The 16,215-nt window shown below is 64.6% G+C and carries 19 protein-coding genes; 10 read left to right on the top strand and 9 right to left on the bottom strand.

What is annotated here, in order from left to right; genetic code table 11:
- The first annotated feature begins 33 nt into the window (after positions 1 to 33).
- On the top strand, positions 34 to 498 hold the full coding sequence (locus LU671_RS12605; protein WP_232855814.1) for a CopD family protein: 465 nt from the start codon (positions 34 to 36) through the stop codon (positions 496 to 498).
- Positions 499 to 1,400: 902 nt separating this feature from the next.
- On the opposite strand, the gene LU671_RS12600 is transcribed toward LU671_RS12605, so the two are convergent.
- The 4 genes from LU671_RS12600 to LU671_RS12585 form a co-directional block, all read right to left on the bottom strand.
- Positions 1,401 to 2,159, bottom strand: a complete 759-nt coding sequence (locus LU671_RS12600) for a collagen-like protein (protein WP_232855813.1) — start codon at positions 2,157 to 2,159, stop codon at positions 1,401 to 1,403.
- Positions 2,152 to 2,427, bottom strand: coding sequence for a DUF1145 domain-containing protein (locus LU671_RS12595; protein WP_050704046.1), 276 nt, complete (start codon positions 2,425 to 2,427; stop codon positions 2,152 to 2,154). Before LU671_RS12595 ends, LU671_RS12600 begins: the two co-directional genes overlap by 8 nt.
- Positions 2,428 to 2,524: 97 nt before the next feature.
- Positions 2,525 to 3,244, bottom strand: coding sequence for an OmpA family protein (locus LU671_RS12590; RefSeq protein WP_203647742.1), 720 nt, complete (start codon positions 3,242 to 3,244; stop codon positions 2,525 to 2,527).
- Positions 3,245 to 3,333: 89 nt separating this feature from the next.
- Positions 3,334 to 4,026, bottom strand: a complete 693-nt coding sequence (locus LU671_RS12585; RefSeq protein WP_110738786.1) for an OmpA family protein — start codon at positions 4,024 to 4,026, stop codon at positions 3,334 to 3,336.
- Positions 4,027 to 4,186: 160 nt separating this feature from the next.
- Between LU671_RS12585 and LU671_RS12580 the strand changes: the two genes are divergently transcribed.
- From LU671_RS12580 to LU671_RS12560, 5 genes are all read left to right on the top strand, one after another.
- Complete coding sequence (locus tag LU671_RS12580; protein ID WP_232855812.1) at positions 4,187 to 4,681, top strand: DUF6231 family protein; 495 nt, start codon at positions 4,187 to 4,189, stop codon at positions 4,679 to 4,681.
- Positions 4,682 to 4,685: 4 nt separating this feature from the next.
- On the top strand, positions 4,686 to 5,162 hold the full coding sequence (locus tag LU671_RS12575) for a YchJ family protein (RefSeq protein ID WP_232855811.1): 477 nt from the start codon (positions 4,686 to 4,688) through the stop codon (positions 5,160 to 5,162).
- Between the two features lie 2 nt (positions 5,163 to 5,164).
- Positions 5,165 to 5,641 carry an LEA type 2 family protein gene (locus tag LU671_RS12570; protein ID WP_203647745.1) on the top strand — a complete coding sequence of 159 codons (477 nt, stop codon included), beginning with the start codon at positions 5,165 to 5,167 and terminating at the stop codon, positions 5,639 to 5,641.
- 7 nt (positions 5,642 to 5,648) lie between these two features.
- Positions 5,649 to 5,852, top strand: a complete 204-nt coding sequence (locus LU671_RS12565) for an SEC-C metal-binding domain-containing protein (RefSeq protein ID WP_012313055.1) — start codon at positions 5,649 to 5,651, stop codon at positions 5,850 to 5,852.
- Positions 5,853 to 6,045: 193 nt separating this feature from the next.
- Complete coding sequence (locus tag LU671_RS12560) at positions 6,046 to 8,481, top strand: penicillin acylase family protein (RefSeq protein WP_232855810.1); 2,436 nt, start codon at positions 6,046 to 6,048, stop codon at positions 8,479 to 8,481.
- Between the two features lie 80 nt (positions 8,482 to 8,561).
- On the opposite strand, the gene LU671_RS12555 is transcribed toward LU671_RS12560, so the two are convergent.
- Together LU671_RS12555 and LU671_RS12550 are read right to left on the bottom strand one after the other, a co-directional pair.
- Entirely contained in the window at positions 8,562 to 8,987 is a 426-nt protein-coding gene (locus LU671_RS12555; protein WP_203647746.1) for a type II toxin-antitoxin system HicB family antitoxin, read from the bottom strand.
- The gene (locus tag LU671_RS12550; protein WP_232855830.1) at positions 8,984 to 9,190 is read right to left on the bottom strand and encodes a type II toxin-antitoxin system HicA family toxin; all 207 of its coding nucleotides are present in this window, start codon (positions 9,188 to 9,190) and stop codon (positions 8,984 to 8,986) included. Before LU671_RS12550 ends, LU671_RS12555 begins: the two co-directional genes overlap by 4 nt.
- A gap of 236 nt (positions 9,191 to 9,426) precedes the next feature.
- Between LU671_RS12550 and LU671_RS12545 the strand changes: the two genes are divergently transcribed.
- Positions 9,427 to 10,542 (top strand): succinylglutamate desuccinylase/aspartoacylase family protein, encoded by a 1,116-nt coding sequence (locus tag LU671_RS12545; protein ID WP_232855809.1) that lies wholly within the window; start codon positions 9,427 to 9,429, stop codon positions 10,540 to 10,542.
- A gap of 6 nt (positions 10,543 to 10,548) precedes the next feature.
- Here LU671_RS12545 and LU671_RS12540 read toward each other — a convergent pair whose 3' ends face one another.
- Both LU671_RS12540 and dcd read right to left on the bottom strand, forming a co-directional pair.
- Positions 10,549 to 10,791 carry a hypothetical protein gene (locus tag LU671_RS12540; RefSeq protein ID WP_203647748.1) on the bottom strand — a complete coding sequence of 81 codons (243 nt, stop codon included), beginning with the start codon at positions 10,789 to 10,791 and terminating at the stop codon, positions 10,549 to 10,551.
- Positions 10,792 to 10,888: 97 nt separating this feature from the next.
- The gene (dcd, locus tag LU671_RS12535) at positions 10,889 to 11,455 is read right to left on the bottom strand and encodes a dCTP deaminase (protein ID WP_050704036.1); all 567 of its coding nucleotides are present in this window, start codon (positions 11,453 to 11,455) and stop codon (positions 10,889 to 10,891) included.
- 328 nt (positions 11,456 to 11,783) lie between these two features.
- Here dcd and LU671_RS12530 point away from each other — a divergent pair, with 328 nt between their 5' ends.
- On the top strand, positions 11,784 to 11,993 hold the full coding sequence (locus LU671_RS12530) for a cold-shock protein (protein ID WP_003254922.1): 210 nt from the start codon (positions 11,784 to 11,786) through the stop codon (positions 11,991 to 11,993).
- A gap of 219 nt (positions 11,994 to 12,212) precedes the next feature.
- Here LU671_RS12530 and apbC read toward each other — a convergent pair whose 3' ends face one another.
- Positions 12,213 to 13,307, bottom strand: a complete 1,095-nt coding sequence (gene apbC / locus LU671_RS12525; RefSeq protein ID WP_232855808.1) for an iron-sulfur cluster carrier protein ApbC — start codon at positions 13,305 to 13,307, stop codon at positions 12,213 to 12,215.
- 158 nt (positions 13,308 to 13,465) lie between these two features.
- Between apbC and metG the strand changes: the two genes are divergently transcribed.
- The gene (gene metG, locus LU671_RS12520; RefSeq protein WP_232855807.1) at positions 13,466 to 15,508 is read left to right on the top strand and encodes a methionine--tRNA ligase; all 2,043 of its coding nucleotides are present in this window, start codon (positions 13,466 to 13,468) and stop codon (positions 15,506 to 15,508) included.
- 89 nt (positions 15,509 to 15,597) lie between these two features.
- The gene (locus tag LU671_RS12515) at positions 15,598 to 16,146 is read left to right on the top strand and encodes an Rnf-Nqr domain containing protein (protein WP_232855806.1); all 549 of its coding nucleotides are present in this window, start codon (positions 15,598 to 15,600) and stop codon (positions 16,144 to 16,146) included.
- Positions 16,147 to 16,215: the final 69 nt, after the last annotated feature.

The following is a 16,215-nucleotide window of genomic DNA, read 5'->3' as shown; positions in this document are numbered from 1 at the left end:
CGCTATTGCCCTTTGTGCCGCATGGAGATCCGGATGCTTGCCTTTGCCCTGCCCTACACCTTGCATGTCCTGGCCGCCCTCGTCTGGGTCGGGGGGATGTTCTTCGCCTGGCTGGTGCTGCGGCCGGCAACGGTTGCCGCGCTGGAGGGGCCCGCGCGGCTGCGGTTGTGGGTGGAGGTTTTCCAGCGGTTCTTCAGATGGGTCTGGCTGGCGGTGGCGGTGTTGGCTGTCAGCGGGGTCGGGATGATTCACCTGCGGTTTGCCGGATTCGAGACCGCGCCTCGTTACGTGCAGGTGATGATTGGCGGGGGGATTGTCATGTTTGCGTTGTTCATGCGGGTTCAGTCTTTGTTGTTGCCTGAACTGCGGGCGGCGGTGGAGGCTGGGGATTGGGCTTCGGGGGCTGGGGTGCTGGGGCGGATTCGGCGGTTGGTGGGGGTTAATTTGTTGATTGGGGTGGTGGTGGTCGGGGTGGCTAGCTCGCGGATTTTGGTTTGAGGGCTTCGGCTTCGGCTTCGGCTTCGGCTTCGGCTTCGGCTTCGGCTTCGGCTTCAAAGATGATTGTTTTGGTTTTTGTAAGCACATTCGTAGGCGATGTCGACACTTAGTCACCTTTTCGCCTTTACGGCGACCTACTTTTCTCTAGGGAAAAGTAGGCAAAACCGTTCCGCTCCGTTCATCCGGCCCCTGCGCTTCGCTCCGGGGTTCCCTCGCTCCGTTCTTGCTCCCGGGAGGACCGCGCTGAACGCCCCATCCTGGGGCGCAGCGCTTGACGGCCATCCATGGCCGTCACCTCCCTCCGCAAGAACTCCGCTCGGCCTCCTGAAGTCGCAATTGGCGGCGCCTGGACTATTGCGCGTTTAGAAGCAAGAGCAAGAGCAAGAGATGCGAAGTTATTTGTTTTACAGTTATTTATATATTGGCTGTTCCGGCCCATTCGCGGGGCAAGCCCGCTCCTACAGGGTTATATATAACGGCGACTATTTCGTGGGAGCGGGCTTGCCCCGCGATGCGATCGAGAGATTAATTAAATTTCAACTAGCGACAGCTGCGCCAGTTCAGGCGCCGCCCGTAACTTCGCGACTTCAGGAGGCCGAACGCAGGCCTTGCGGAGGGAGGTGACGGGCATGGATGCCCGTCAAGCGCTGGGGCCCAGGATGGGCCCTGCAGCGCGGTCCTCCCGGGAGCAAGGCCGGAGTGAGGGAACCCGGAGCGAAGCGTAGGGCCGGATGAATGGAGCGAGGATTTTTTGGTGACTTTTTGATCCTTCAAAAAGTTACCCGCCGTAAGGGCGGAAAGGTGAATAAGCGTCAACATCGCAAATGAATGCACATACAACTCTCAACACCAACCAAAACAACCAAACAACCAAACAACCAAACAACACTAACCCAGAAAACTCAAAGCCGCTGAAGAATCAACTCCCCCGAGCCCCCAGCCAACCCAGGCTGCCCGGCCTGCCCAGGCCGCCCATTCCCCCCAGCATCAGTCCGATAAACCAGACACCCCTTACTGACCCCACCCAAACCAGCCTTCCCAGCAGCCCCCGCCTTACCCGGCGCACCACCATCAAGCCGCACCACAATCCGCTCCTTAGCAAACCCTTCAGGCACCGCCAGACGAACCCGCCCACCGGCAGCACCATCGTGCCCATTGCCACCATCATCACCATTGGCCCCCCGGCTGGCCTGCCCCCAGGTACACCCCCCGGGCTTGCCATTGGCCCCATCGAGCCCGACATACCCAGGCGCCCCAGCCCCACCCCGGGCATCGATCGACAGCCGATCCGCCTCCAGCGCCTGCAACCGCAGATCCAGGTTACGCCCCGGCCGCGCGGCACGTTCATAGGTCCCGGGCGCCCCGGGCGCGCTGAACTCGCTGCCTTCGCCCAGGTAGGCACTCAAAGCCTCGATACTCAGGTCCCGCTCGGCCGGCGCAATGGCGATCCGCGCATCACGCCCCAGCTCGAGCCGGTCGATCTTCAGTTCGGTAAGCGTGGCCGGCAGCAGCAACGTCGCCGAGTCGGCCACCCGCAACTGCTCCAGGTGCACGCTGGCCGCCTTGTTGGGCAGACGCAGCATCGAATGGGCGGCGACCTCCAGGCTTTCGGCCTGGACCAGGGGGCTGGCCAGTGCGGCCAGCAACATCAATTTACGCATGGCTCGACGCCTCCTGCGGACGGGGGATGGACATGACATGGAAGATACCGGTCAGCAGGATCTGCAGGCGGTCGAACCAGCGATGGCTGCGCCCGCGCAGGCTGCCATTGAAGAACAGCACCTCCAGCGCATGCAGCGACAGCAGGACGATACCCGCGGCATTGATCAGCAGATTGAGCGGCAACGGCTGCGGCATGAACAGGTTGAACAGCACCACGCCCCAGAACGCCACCGTCAGAGCCTTGCCCAGGCCCAGGATGAACTTCATGTCCGGCCCCCATGGATTGTTGTTATGTCGGCGCGGCCCGTTCGAGCGGACCGCGCCAACAACAGTAACCCTACTGCCGAGGTATGCGCCAGAGGGGTCAGTTCAGGTGCAGTTCCACCCGACGGTTGCGCGAGCGGCCCTCGTCGGTGTCGTTGTCGGCCACCGGCTCGCTCTCTCCGCGGCCCTGACTGGTCACCTTGTTCGGCGCCAGCCCCTGGCTGATCAGGTACTCGGCAACACCGCTGGCGCGGCGCTCGGACAAGCGCTGGTTGTAGGCGTCCGAACCCACACTGTCGGTGAAACCGAGAACCTTGACACTGGCCACGCCGGGCTCGTTGAGCTTGGGCAGCAAACCTTGCAGGCGCTGCTGGGCGCCCTGGGTCAGCTCGGCGGAGTCGAAGGCGAACAGCACCTGGCCCTGGTCATCGAGGGTGATCACCTCCGGGGTTGCCGCCGGCTCAGGTGGTGGCGCCGATGCCGGATACTGCGGCAACGGGCAGCCCATGTGATTGACCTGGGTGCCTGCCGGAGTATCCGGGCAGCGGTCGCGGCGGTCGAATACGCCATCGCCATCCTCGTCGCCATCCTGGGCATAGCAGATCAGGCCACCGGCAATCGCACCGGCAACACCGGCACCAGCCGCCCAGGTGGAACTCTCGATGGCGCCCAGGCCGCCGCCGACCAGTCCGCCAAGCAGGCTGCAGATGGGCCAGGTCCTTTGATTGAGGGGCGCGCTGCCATCGCTGTGGGTGGCGCAGCCTGTAAGCAGGCTTGTGGCCACCAGCAACGGCAGTGCCGCTTTCGACAAAACACGCATGGTGATTGCTCCTGTGTCACCGGCCGCTACCGGTCACACAGGAGTAAAGACGCGCCCGCGCCACTTCTCAAGGCGCGGGCGCACGGCACTCAACGCTGGATCTTGATCTCGGTGCGGCGGTTCATGGCACGGCCGTCGGCGGTGGCGTTATCGGCCACAGGCTGAGTCTCGCCAGCGCCCACCACCGAGACAAAGCTCGCACGCGGTACACCGCTTTCGACCAGGTAGTTGGTCACGGACTGGGCACGACGCTCGGACAGCTTCTGGTTGTAGCTGTCGGAACCGACACTGTCAGTGTGGCCGGAAACGCTCAGGCGGGCGCCCGGGGCTTCCTGCTTGAGGCGTGTCGCGATGGTGTTCAAGCGCTCCTTGTCAGTGGCAGTCAGGCGCGCCGAGTCGAACTCGAAACGCACGTCACGGATGACAATGACTTCTTCCTTCTGCACCACCACTTCCTCGACCACCGGCGCCGGCTCAGGCGGGCAACCGTTGGCATCGACCTGCACGCCTCGCGGGGTGCCGGGGCACTTGTCGCGGCTGTCCGGCACGCCATCGCCGTCCTCGTCGCCATCACCGTGGGCCCAGCAATAGCCAGCCGCCAGACCGCCACCGAGCAACGCGCCCCAGCCGGCCCAGCTGGAGCTTTCGATCGCGCCCAGGGCCGCGCCGCCCACGCCCCCGACGGCAGCACACTTCGGCCAGTCGGTTTTTTGCAAACCTGCACAACCAGTCAACACACTGGTGAGCAGAACCAGGGGTATCGCTGTGCGTACTATGCTCATCTTGTTGCTTCTCCTAGGGGGAATCGGTGCATTACCGATGCTCTGGGAGTAAAGACCGGCGATTACCGCTCTGCCAGCAATAAGCCACGACGTGGCGACGCGCCTCTTTGCCCGATCGCCTGGGACCGCTAGTCTTGAGCGACCTGAACGAGGAATGGCAATGACCGAGGTTTTCTCACAACGCACGCCGCAGCAGGCCCTGGCCGCCCTGCTCGATCGCTTCACCCCGCGCCACCTGCTGCTGGTGGGCAGCCGCTTCCCGGCCCTGGAGGCCTTCAGCGCCGCCCATCCCGAGACCCGGATCGAGGTCGCCGCACCCGGCCCGCTTCCCGCCGAACAGGCGGCCCGACGCTTCGATCTGGCGGTACTGGTCGACTGCCTGGAGCACCTGCCCAAGCGCACCGGCCTGGAGCTGCTGGGCGGTATCCGCAACCTCAATGCCAGCCGCGTCGCGGTGCTGGCGGATCTGAACGCCTGCGGCTGGCAGGACACCGACTTCTATTCACTGGCACTCTCGGCCAGCGAGAAATTCCAGCGCGACGAACAGGTGCTGAGCCTGTTCACCTATGATCTGCATGACTACAAGCAGGTCCCGGACTGGCTCAATGCAAAGTTCTGGGCCAACCCTGAAAACTTCGGCAAGTACTGGTGGTGACTGGATGAGTGTCTCGATCTGCCCCTGCGGCAGCGGCAACCTGCTCGACGCCTGCTGCGGGCATTATCACAGCGGCACCCCGGCGCCGGACGCCCAGGCCCTGATGCGTTCGCGCTACAGCGCCTACGTGCTGGGCCTGGTGGACTACCTGGTCGACACCACCCTGCCGGCCCAGCAGGCCGACCTTGATCGCACGGCCATGTCGGTGTGGAGCGCGCAGAGCACCTGGCTAGGGCTGGAGGTGGAAAGCGCCGAGGTACTGGGCGGGCAACCCGAACACGCCTTCGTCACCTTCACCGCGCGCTGGCACGACCTGGAAGGCGACCACCGGCACCGCGAGCGCTCGGCATTCGTCCAGCATGCAGGACGCTGGTACTTCATCGACCCGACCGTGCCGCTCAAGGCCGGTCGCAACGATCCCTGCCCCTGCGCCAGCGGGCAGAAGTTCAAGAAATGCTGCGCCAGTTACCTCGGTAGTTGAACATGCGCCCCCTGGCCCGCCTGCTCACACTCTGCCTGCTGCTGGGCTGGCTGACGGGCTGCGCCGGCTGGGGCGGCGACACCTGGCGCGAGCCACAGCTGCACCTGCTTGAGGTGGAGCCTGTGAAGATGCGCCTGCATCAGCAGGAGTTTGTCCTGCACCTGCAGGTCGACAACCCCAACGACGGCCGCCTGTTCATCCGCCACCTGGCCTACTCGGTGCGCCTGGGCGACCTGCTCCTGGCCGAGGACGAGGCAAGCCTGTGGCGTAGCGTCGGCGGCCAGGCCCGGCGCACCTTCAAGATCACCGTGCGTACCAACCTCTGGCAGCACCTCAAGCCCCTGGCGAAGCTGCTCAAGAGCGGCCAGCCACTGCAATACCAGCTGCGCGGCGAACTGGCCACCGGGCTGATCGTCCATCGGGACCTGCACTTGTCGCAAAGGGGTGAGATAATCCCCGGCGATCTACAACCGGAGTAACCCCGCAATGACCCAGCAACCCCATGTCCATGGCCCCGACTGCAACCACGGTCACGACCATCACCACGACCACGACCATGGCCATGTGCACGGCCCGCACTGCAACCACGGCCACCAGGAGCCGGTGCGCAACGCCCTGAAGGACGTCGGCCGCAACGACCCTTGCCCGTGCGGCAGCGAGAAGAAATTCAAGAAGTGCCACGGCGCCTGATCGACGTCAAATCAGGCCATCGCGGGTCAAGCCCGCTCCCATGCAAATCGTCATGGGAGTGGGCTTGACCCGCGATCTGCACCTACCAGCACTACCACTGGTAAATAAAGCTTCCCGGCACCTTGCACGGCGACTGCGCGCTCACTACCTTAGCGCCTTTCAGAACCCCGCCACGCCCTGCAGGAGCCTAGTCATGGCCGCCCCCGTCCTTCCGCCCTTCCCTCTCCGCCTCGGCAATGCTGCCGCGTTGCTTGGCCTGCTCGCGCTCGGCGGCTGCCAGATGGGTGGTCACCAGGACAGCGTACTGCCGACGACCGGCGTGCAACCGCTCAAGGGCCTGGCGCAGAACGTCTCGGTTCGGCGCAACGCGATGGGTGCGCCGCTGATCGAAAGCAGCAGCTTCCACGACGCGCTGTTCAGCCTGGGCTACCTGCATGCCGGGGATCGCATCGAGCAGATGGTCGCCATGCGCCTGCTGGCCCAGGGGCGCCTGGCCGAGCTGGCCGGGGCCGACGCCCTGGAGTTGGATCGCCTGATGCGCGCCGCCAACCTCAAGCAAAGCGCCGGCCAGCTCTATGCCGACGCCTCGCCGCGCCTGAAGCGCTTCTTCGAGGTGTACGCCCGCGGGGTCAACGCCTACCTATTCCGCTACCGCGACAAGCTGCCGGGCGAGCTCGCCCGCAGCGGCTACCGCCCGGAATACTGGAAACCGGAGGACTCGGCGCTGATCTTCAGTCTCTACGCCTTCAGCCAGTCGGTGAACCTGCAGGAGGAACTGTCGGCCCTGACCCTGGCGCAGAAGGTCGGTGCCGACAAGCTCGCCTGGCTGCTGCCCGGCGCCCCCGACGAGCCACTGGCCGAAGGCGAGGTCGACAAACTCAAAGGCGTGAACCTGGCCAGCCAGCTGCCGGGGCTCGGCGCACTCACCGCCGCCGGGCAGCAACTGGCCGATCTCGGCCTGCTGGGCGCCCCCGGCTCGGCCAACCTGGCCCTGGCGCCCCAGCGTAGCCGCAGCGGCAATAGCCTGCTGGCCAGCGACAGCCGCGCCGCCTGGGCGCTGAGCCCGGTGCAGATCCACACCACCAAGTATCGGGTCGCCGGCCTGTCGCTGCCGGGCCTGCCGATCGTGCTGGCCGGCTACAACGGCAAGCTGGCCTGGAGCAGCAGCGCGGTGATGGCCGACAACCAGGACCTGTTCCTCGAGCAGGTACGCCGCCAGGGCAGCCAGCTGAGCTACCTCGCCGACGGCAAGTGGCAGCAGGCCCGCGCACGCAACGAAACCTTCTTCGTGCGCGGCCAGCGCCCGCAGCGCGAGGTGATGTACGACACCCGTCACGGCACCCTGCTGCCGGGCCATGGCAGCCTGGCCCTGGCCCTGCACCTGCCGCAGCTCAAGGAAGATCGCAGCCTCGACGCGCTGTTCGACCTGACCCGTGCGCAGAACATAGAACGCGCCTTCGACAGCACCCGCGAGGTCACTGCGGCGGCGCTGAACTTCGTGTTCGCCGAGCCGCAGCACATCGGCTGGCAGGTCAGTGGCCGCTACCCCAACCGCCGCGAAGGCCAGGGCCTGCTGCCCTCGCCGGGCTGGGACGGGCGCTATGACTGGGACGGCTACGCCGACGCGATGCTGCACCCCTACGACCAGGATCCGCCCGCCGGCTTCATCGGTCACGCCAACCAGCGCAGCCTGCCCAAGGGCTATGGCATGCAGCTGTCGAGCAGTTGGTACTACCCCGAACGCGCCGAGCGCATGGCCCAGCTGGCCGGCAACGGTCGTCACGACAGCCGCAGCCTGATGGCGCTGCAGAACGACCAGGTGACGCTGCTGGCCGACAAGCTCAAGCAGATGTTCGACGCCCCCGGCATGGCCCAGCCGCTCAAGCAGTCCATCGATGCCCTGCCCGCCGCGCAGCGCGACAAGGCCCGCGACGCCCTGGCCCGGCTCAAGGCCTTCGATGGCCGATTGAGCCAGGTGTCCGCCGATGCCGCGCTGTATGAACTGTTCCTGCAGGCGGTCACCCGGCAGACCTTCCTCGACGAGCTGGGCCCGGAATCCAGCCCGGCCTGGCAGGCCTTCGTCGGCAATGCCCAGCTGTCCTACTCCGCCCAGGTCGATCACCTGCTGGGTCGCGACGACAGTCCGTTCTGGGATGATCGCGGCACGCCGCAGAAAGAAGACAAGCCGACCATCCTCGCCCGCAGCCTGGCCGCCGCAGTAGATACCGGCACCGCCCAGCTCGGCGCCGATCGCCGCGCCTGGCAATGGGGCAAGCTGCACCAGTACCGCTGGCCGGCACCGGCCTACCACGGCCTGGGCGACAAGCTCGACCGCGCGCCCCTGGCGGCGGGCGGCGACTTCAGCACCCTGGCCCTGACGCCCTTTGCCTGGGGGAGCAACTTCGACACCCAGCTACCGGCCTCGGCGCGGATGATCGTCGACTTCGGCCAGGCAGAACCGCTGCAGGTACTGACCAGCAACGGCCAGTCCGGCAACCCGGCCAGCCGCCACTACAGCGACGGGCTCGATGCCTGGTTCAAGGGTCGCTTCACCAGCCTGCCGCTGCAACCACAGAACTTTGCCCGTGCCTATGGCAGCCAGCGGTTGACGCTGGTGCCTGGCAAATAAGTCCTATTGCGGTCCATCCGCGGTAGCCCTGGATGGACCGCAATAGAAACTTCGCCAGGAGGTAAGCTCCCGGAGCCCTCTCAGGCAGCCACCACTGCAAGTTCGATGCGCTGCCCCAACACATGCAAGGCATGCTCGACCTGTTCGATCTTGGAGCGATGCAGCAGGTCGACCAGGCGATCCACCTGCGGTCGGTTAACGCCAAGCCGTCGGGCCATTTCAGTCTTGGTCACATTCTGGGCGATCATGGTGTTCCACAAGGCCGCCTTGGCTGCGGTCAGCGCCGGCAACCTGACAACGGCCTCGGCCGATTGCAATGACGTAGGCAACGGAATGGCGACCCGCCGCTCCACGTACAGTGAAAGCGCCGATTCCAGGCCATCCACGGCATCGAACAGCGCCTCATCGAGCGTATCCCCCGCACTGGCCATCTCGGGAATATCCGGGCAACTGATCCAGACACTGCCTGCATCACGGTGCACGTTCACCGGATAATCGAAATTCATTTAGTCACCTCGTTGCGTGGCCAATCGCGGAACCCAAGATCCTTGAGGATCTTCTTCCTCAATCCTTCACCCATTTCCTTGGCGCCATGATCGGGGAAGATGGTTTGTCGATCACCCAGGTAAACCTTGAAATGGCTGCCTTTGGCAGGAACAAAGGTGGCGCCCTGGGACCGCAGCCATCGACGTAGCTCGCTGTACTTCATGCGTGCACCAGAAGAAAAATGCAGCAAACAGGCCGCAATCGCAACATATTTGTTGCGCACTACGATGAAGCCCCAGTAAACAACACCTGAAGGTTCAGCATTTCTTCATTTCAGGTAGTCCGTGTCTGTACCGTGCTCCTCGGTCCCGCGATCTGAATAGTGCGCCACTCCCGAAGTTATGCTTCTATCCTTGATCCCAGCCTTCGCCCTACAACGCTGACGACATCAGGACCACCATGCACCACTCGACCCACGACCTGCTCTCCCCTGTCCCGGGTATCGCCCGCCAGCTGCACAGCTTCCACTTCGGCCCGCGTGGCGCCGGCAAGGTGTACATCCAGGCCTCGCTGCACGCCGACGAGCTGCCGGGCATGCTGGTGGCCTGGCACTTGAAGCAGCGACTCGGGAAAATGGAGCAGCAGGGCCGGTTGCACAAGGAGATCATCCTGGTGCCGGTGGCCAACCCGGTGGGCCTGGAGCAGGTGCTGCTGGACGCGCCGCTGGGCCGTTTCGAACTGCAGAGCGGCGAGAACTTCAACCGCAGGTTCGTCGACCTGTCCGACAGCATTGGCGACCAGATCGAGGGGCACCTCACCCAGGATCCGGCGCACAACCTGGCGCTGATACGCGAATACCTGCGCCGGGGCCTGGATGCCCACCCCGCGCACACGCCGCTGCAGTCGCAGCGCCTGACCCTGCAACGCCTGGCCTGCGACGCCGACATGGTGCTCGACCTGCATTGCGACTTCGAGGCCGTCGAGCACCTGTACACCACGCCGGAGGCCTGGCCCCAGGTCGAGCCGCTGGCCCGTTACCTGGGCGTGCAGGCCAGCCTGCTGGCCACCGATTCGGGCGGACAGTCGTTCGATGAGTGTTTCAGCCTGGTGTGGTGGCAGCTGCAGCAGCGCTTCGGCAAACGCTTCCCGATCCCCCAGGGCAGTTTCTCGGTGACCATCGAGCTGCGCGGCCAGGCCGATGTCAGCCACCCGCTGGCGACCCGGGACTGCCAGGCGATCCTCGACTTCCTTACCCATGCCGGGGTCATCGAGGGCCAGCCGGCGCCGTTGCCCGCATTGGTTCACCCGGCAACGCCGCTGGCGGCGGTTGAGCCGGTCATGACGCCGCTCGGCGGGCTGCTGGTGTTCCACGCCACGCCCGGCCAGTACCTGCAAGCCGGTGAGCTGATCGCTGAGGTCATCGACCCGCTCAACGACCGGGTCACGCCCCTGCGCAATACCCAGGCCGGGCTGCTCTATGCGCGCAGCATCCGGCGCATGGCCACGGCGGGCATGGTGGTTGCCCATGTGGCCGGCGAGCAGGTCTGTCGCAGCGGCTACCTGTTGGGCAACTGAGAAAAATCAGGCCACTGGGGCTGGAGGCGGCTCATCGGGCAGGGTCGGCTCGCCCGGCTCCATCGGCGGGTGCTCGCCAGGTTCCGGCGGTTGCGGCGTATCGGGATCGGGCTGGTGCGGCACGCCACCGGCCTGCATCGGCAGCGGTGTGTGGATCGGCGGGTGGGCCATCAGCGACCAGGCCAGCAATCCGATCTGGTTCGGCTGCAGGACGGCCAGCTTGGCACTGATTGAGGGGTCGAGTTTCATCGGCGGCTCCTGACGAGGCCCGGCGCACGGCATGCGCGCCGAAACTGTATTCTCGTTGGAGTGCCGGGCGCGGAAACAATTCCCGCGCTTTGTCGGCTCAGGTGCGTGGCAGGGTAACGCCGCGCTGGCCCTGGTACTTGCCGCCACGATCCTTGTACGAGACTTCACATGCCTCGTCGGACTGCAGGAACAGCATCTGTGCCACGCCTTCGTTGGCGTAGATCTTCGCCGGCAGCGTCGTGGTGTTGGAGAACTCCAGGGTCACATGGCCTTCCCACTCGGGCTCGAGCGGCGTGACATTGACGATGATGCCGCAACGGGCATAGGTGCTCTTGCCCAGGCAGATGGTCAGCACGTCACGTGGGATGCGGAAGTACTCGACGGTGCGGGCCAGGGCGAAGGAGTTCGGCGGGATGATGCACACGTCACTCTTGATGTCAACGAAGCTGCCGGCATCGAAGTTCTTCGGATCGACGGTGGCCGAGTTGATGTTGGTGAAGACCTTGAATTCGTCGGCACAGCGCACGTCGTAGCCGTAGCTGGAGACACCGAAGGAAATGACCCGGCTGTCCTGCTCGCCGCGCACCTGGCGCTCGACGAACGGTTCGATCATGCCGTGTTCCTGCGCCATGCGGCGAATCCACTTGTCCGATTTGATGCTCATGGCGGGGTGTCCTGAAGAGTGCGGGGTAAAAAACGAGAGGTGCATCTTACCGGTCCCGGCGCCCGGGTTAAAGTTTCCTCGCCCTATCCCGCGCCGGACGGGGCCTGCACCGGCCGTCGATCCGAATTTCATCAAAGCGCTTCTTGGCCATTGGCAGGTTGTGGAAAGTGGGTTAAGGTGGCGCCACTGTGCTGCACGTGACACCGAGAATCTCTAGTTTGATGCACGATCCTGATCGGCCCATCGCTGAATTTTCTGCTCTCTTTGCGCTCAGTCCCGGTCAGGGTGTTTCCTGACCGTTATCAACTTTGTCCAAGGAGACAGAAAAATGTCCAACCGTCAATCCGGTGTTGTCAAGTGGTTCAACGATGAGAAGGGCTACGGCTTCATCACCCCTCAGTCGGGCGACGACCTGTTCGTGCACTTCAAAGCCATCCAAGCTGACGGCTTCAAAACCCTGAAAGAAGGCCAGGCTGTTACTTTCGTCGCTACCCGCGGCCAGAAAGGCATGCAGGCTGAAGAAGTTCAGATCGCCTAAGTCGATCTCGCTTCCTCGCTTTCAAAAAAAACCCGCCATTGGCGGGTTTTTTTGTGCCTGAACAAAACAGAGGCTGGATTTGCGCATTTCCCTGTAGGAGCGGCCTTGTGCCGCGAAAGGGCCGCAGATAGCGGCCCCGGCAATATCTGCTTGATACACAGATTCTGGGGGCGCTTCGCCCCCCTTTCGCGGCACAAGGCCGCTCCTACAGGTAACGCGTCAATCTTCGCTGATGGTAATGCTCGGCATCGCCGGCGCCGCCGCTTCCTGCAGCACGATCCGCGCCCCCACCTGCCGCGCCAGCTCCTGGTAGACCATGGCGATCTGGCTTTCCGGCTCGGCGATGGCGGTCGGCTTGCCGCTGTCGGCCTGTTCGCGAATCAGCATCGACAACGGCAGCGAGGCCAGCAGCTCGACACCGTACTGCGCCGCCAGCTTCTCGCCACCGCCTTCGCCGAACAGGTGCTCGGCATGGCCGCAGTTGGAGCAGATATGCACCGCCATGTTCTCGACCACGCCCAGCACCGGGATGTTGACCTTGCGGAACATCTCCACGCCTTTCTTCGCGTCCAGCAACGCCAGGTCCTGGGGCGTGGTGACGATCACCGAGCCTGCCACCGGCACCTTCTGCGCCAGGGTCAGCTGGATGTCGCCGGTGCCCGGCGGCATATCGATCACCAGGTAGTCGAGGTCGTCCCAGGCGGTCTGGGTCACCAGTTGCAGCAATGCGCCCGAGACCATCGGGCCACGCCAGACCATCGGCGTGTTGTCGTCGGTGAGAAACGCCATGGACATGACCTCGACGCCATGGGACTTGATCGGCACGAACCACTTCTGCTCGCGCACCTGCGGGCGGGTGCCTTCGGCGATGCCGAACATCACCCCCTGGCTCGGGCCATAGATGTCGGCATCGAGAATGCCCACCCTGGCACCTTCGCGGGCCAGGGCCAAGGCCAGGTTGGCGGCGGTGGTCGACTTGCCGACCCCGCCCTTGCCCGAGGCCACGGCGACGATGTTCTTCACGTTGGCCATCGCCGGCACCTGGGCCTGGGCCTTGTGAGTGGCGATCACGCAGTCGATGCTGACGCTGGCCGAAGTGACGCCATCAAGGTTGCCGATGGCGGTCTGCAGCACCTGCGCCCAGCCGCCCTTGAACAGGCCGGCGGCATACCCCAGCTGCAACTGCACGCTGACCTGCCCGCCCTGGATGTCGATGGCGCGCACGCAACCGGCGCTGACCGGATCCTGGTTCAGGTAGGGGTCGGTGTACTGGCGAAGCACGCCTTCGACGGCGGCACGGGTAACGGCACTCATGGAGGCTCCCATTGGCAAACTGGATACGGAACAGGCGCCTATGCTAACCCGTCAATCGTCAGCAGATGCGTCCTTGGGGTGAAATAAATTCGCCAGCCCTTTATAGTGGCCGATCACCCTCATTTTTACCCCGTAGCCAGATAAGTAGCCGAGCCACCATGTCCGAGCCACGTCAGATTCTCGTCACCAGCGCCCTGCCCTATGCCAATGGATCGATCCACCTTGGCCATATGCTGGAGTACATCCAGACGGACATGTGGGTGCGCTTCCAGAAGCTGCGCGGCAACCAGTGCATCTATGTCTGCGCCGACGACGCCCACGGCTCGGCCATCATGCTGCGCGCGGAAAAGGAAGGCATCACGCCGGAGCAGCTGATCGCCAACGTCCAGGCCGAGCACAGCGCCGACTTCGCCGACTTCCTGGTCGATTTCGACAACTACCACTCCACGCACAGCGAGGAGAACCGTGAGCTGTCGAGCCTGATCTACACCCGCCTGCGCGACGCCGGGTACATCGCCACCCGTTCGGTCACCCAGTATTTCGATCCCGAGAAGGGCATGTTCCTCGCCGACCGTTTCATCAAGGGCACCTGCCCCAAGTGCGCGGCTGAGGACCAGTACGGCGACAACTGCGAGAAATGCGGCGCCACCTACGCCCCGACCGAACTGAAGAACCCCAAGTCGGCGATCTCCGGCGCCACACCGGTGCTGCGCGACTCGCAGCATTTCTTCTTCAAGCTGCCTGACTTCCAGGCCATGCTGCAGCAGTGGACCCGCAGCGGCACCCTGCAGGACGCGGTGGCCAACAAGCTCGCCGAATGGCTGGACTCGGGCCTGCAGGAGTGGGATATCTCCCGTGACGCGCCGTACTTCGGCTTCGAGATCCCGGGCGAACCGGGCAAGTATTTCTACGTCTGGCTGGACGCGCCGATCGGCTACATGGCCAGCTTCAAGAACCTCTGCGACCGCCGTCCGGAGCTGGACTTCGACGCGTTCTGGAACGAAGGCTCCAAGGCCGAGCTGTACCACTTCATCGGCAAGGACATCGTCAACTTCCACGCCCTGTTCTGGCCGGCCATGCTCGAAGGCGCGGGCCTGCGCAAGCCGACCGCGGTCAACGTGCACGGCTACCTGACCGTCAACGGCGCGAAGATGTCGAAATCGCGCGGCACCTTCATCAAGGCGCGCACCTACCTCGACCACCTGCAGCCGGAATACCTGCGCTACTACTACGCCGCCAAGCTGGGTCGCGGCGTCGACGACCTCGACCTGAACCTCGAGGACTTCGTGCAGAAGGTCAACTCCGACCTGGTCGGCAAGGTGGTCAACATCGCCAGCCGCTGCGCCGGCTTCATCCACAAGGGCAACGACGGTGTGATGGTTGCCGGCGATGCCGCGCCCGAGCTGACCGAGGCCTTCCTCGCCGCCGCGCCGTCGATCGCCGAGGCCTATGAGGCTCGCGACTTCGGCCGCGCCATGCGCGAGATCATGGCCCTGGCCGACCGCGCCAACGCCTGGATCGCCGACAAGGCGCCGTGGTCGCTGGCCAAACAGGAAGGCAAGCAGGATGAAGTGCAGGCCATCTGCGCCCAGGGCGTCAACCTGTTCCGCCAGCTGGTGATCTTCCTCAAGCCGGTACTGCCACTGCTGGCAGCCGACGCCGAGGCGTTCCTCAACGTCGCCCCGCTGACCTGGAACGACCACCTGTCGCGCCTGGAAAACCACCAGCTCAACCCGTTCAAGGCCCTGATGAGCCGCATCGAGCCGGCCAAGGTCGAAGCCATGGTCGCCGCCAGCAAGGAAGACCTGCTGGCCGCCGAAGCCAAGGCTGCTCCGGCGGGCAATGGCGAACTGGCCAAGGACCCGCTGTCGGCCGAGATCGAGTTCGATACCTTCGCCGCAGTCGACCTGCGCGTGGCGCTGATCGTCAAGGCCGAAGCCGTGCCCGGCGCCGACAAGCTGCTGCAGCTGACCCTGGACATCGGTGACGAGCGCCGCAATGTGTTCTCGGGCATCAAGTCGGCCTACCCGGATCCTTCCCAGCTGGAAGGCCGCCTGACCATGATGGTGGCCAATCTCAAGCCGCGGAAGATGCGTTTCGGCGTTTCCGAAGGCATGGTCATGGCCGCCGGCCCCGGCGGTGAAGAGATCTACCTGCTCAGCCCCGACAGCGGCGCCAAGCCAGGCCAGCGTATCAAGTAAGCCCTCCTGCCCCGGCCAATTGGCCGGGGCAGTTGCATCTGCCGCCCGCTACCCGATAATGATGGCACCCTCCGGCTTTCGACATCGCCATGAGTGACTACGTCCTGATCCTGGTCAGCGCCGCGCTGGTCAATCACCTGGTCCTGCAGGCCGAGCCGGTCGAGCGTGCGCGCCTGCATGCATTGGGTCTGTGTTCGGCCCTGTTGATCCTCGTCGCACTACCTGTCGGCGTCTGGCTACACCGGCAATTTTTCCTGCCCATGGGGTTGCAGGACCTGCAATTGTTCATCTTCCTGCCCTTGCTGGCGGCATTGGCCTGGACACTGCCAAACCTGCTCCGACATTTTCGGCCAGGCTGGCCCCTGCACGATCTGCAACCTCTGCTGAGCGCAAACGCCGTGGTGCTAGGCTTGCTGTTACAGCTTGCCAACGGCGCCGTCGACGGCTGGGGTATTCTGGCGTGGGCCACTGTCGGCGCGCTGGGATTCTGGCTGGCCCTGGCGCTGTATGCCGACCTTGACGCCCGCTGCCGCCATGCAGAGATGCCCGCAGCCCTGCGCGGCCTGCCCGTCCAGCTGATCGGGGCTGGGGTGATGGCCATGGCGTTTTCTGGACTCAACGGACTCTTCACCCAATGAGCCCGGCTCCACGCATCGCCCTGCCCCTGGCAACGGAAGCCATCGCTGTGCAACACCTCGAGGACCTGT

Source organism: Pseudomonas sp. NMI760_13, from assembly GCF_021283245.1.
GTDB lineage: Bacteria > Pseudomonadota > Gammaproteobacteria > Pseudomonadales > Pseudomonadaceae > Aquipseudomonas > Aquipseudomonas peradeniyensis.
Note: the sequence above shows the minus strand (reverse complement) of the source record. Positions and strands in the feature narration are given on the sequence as shown.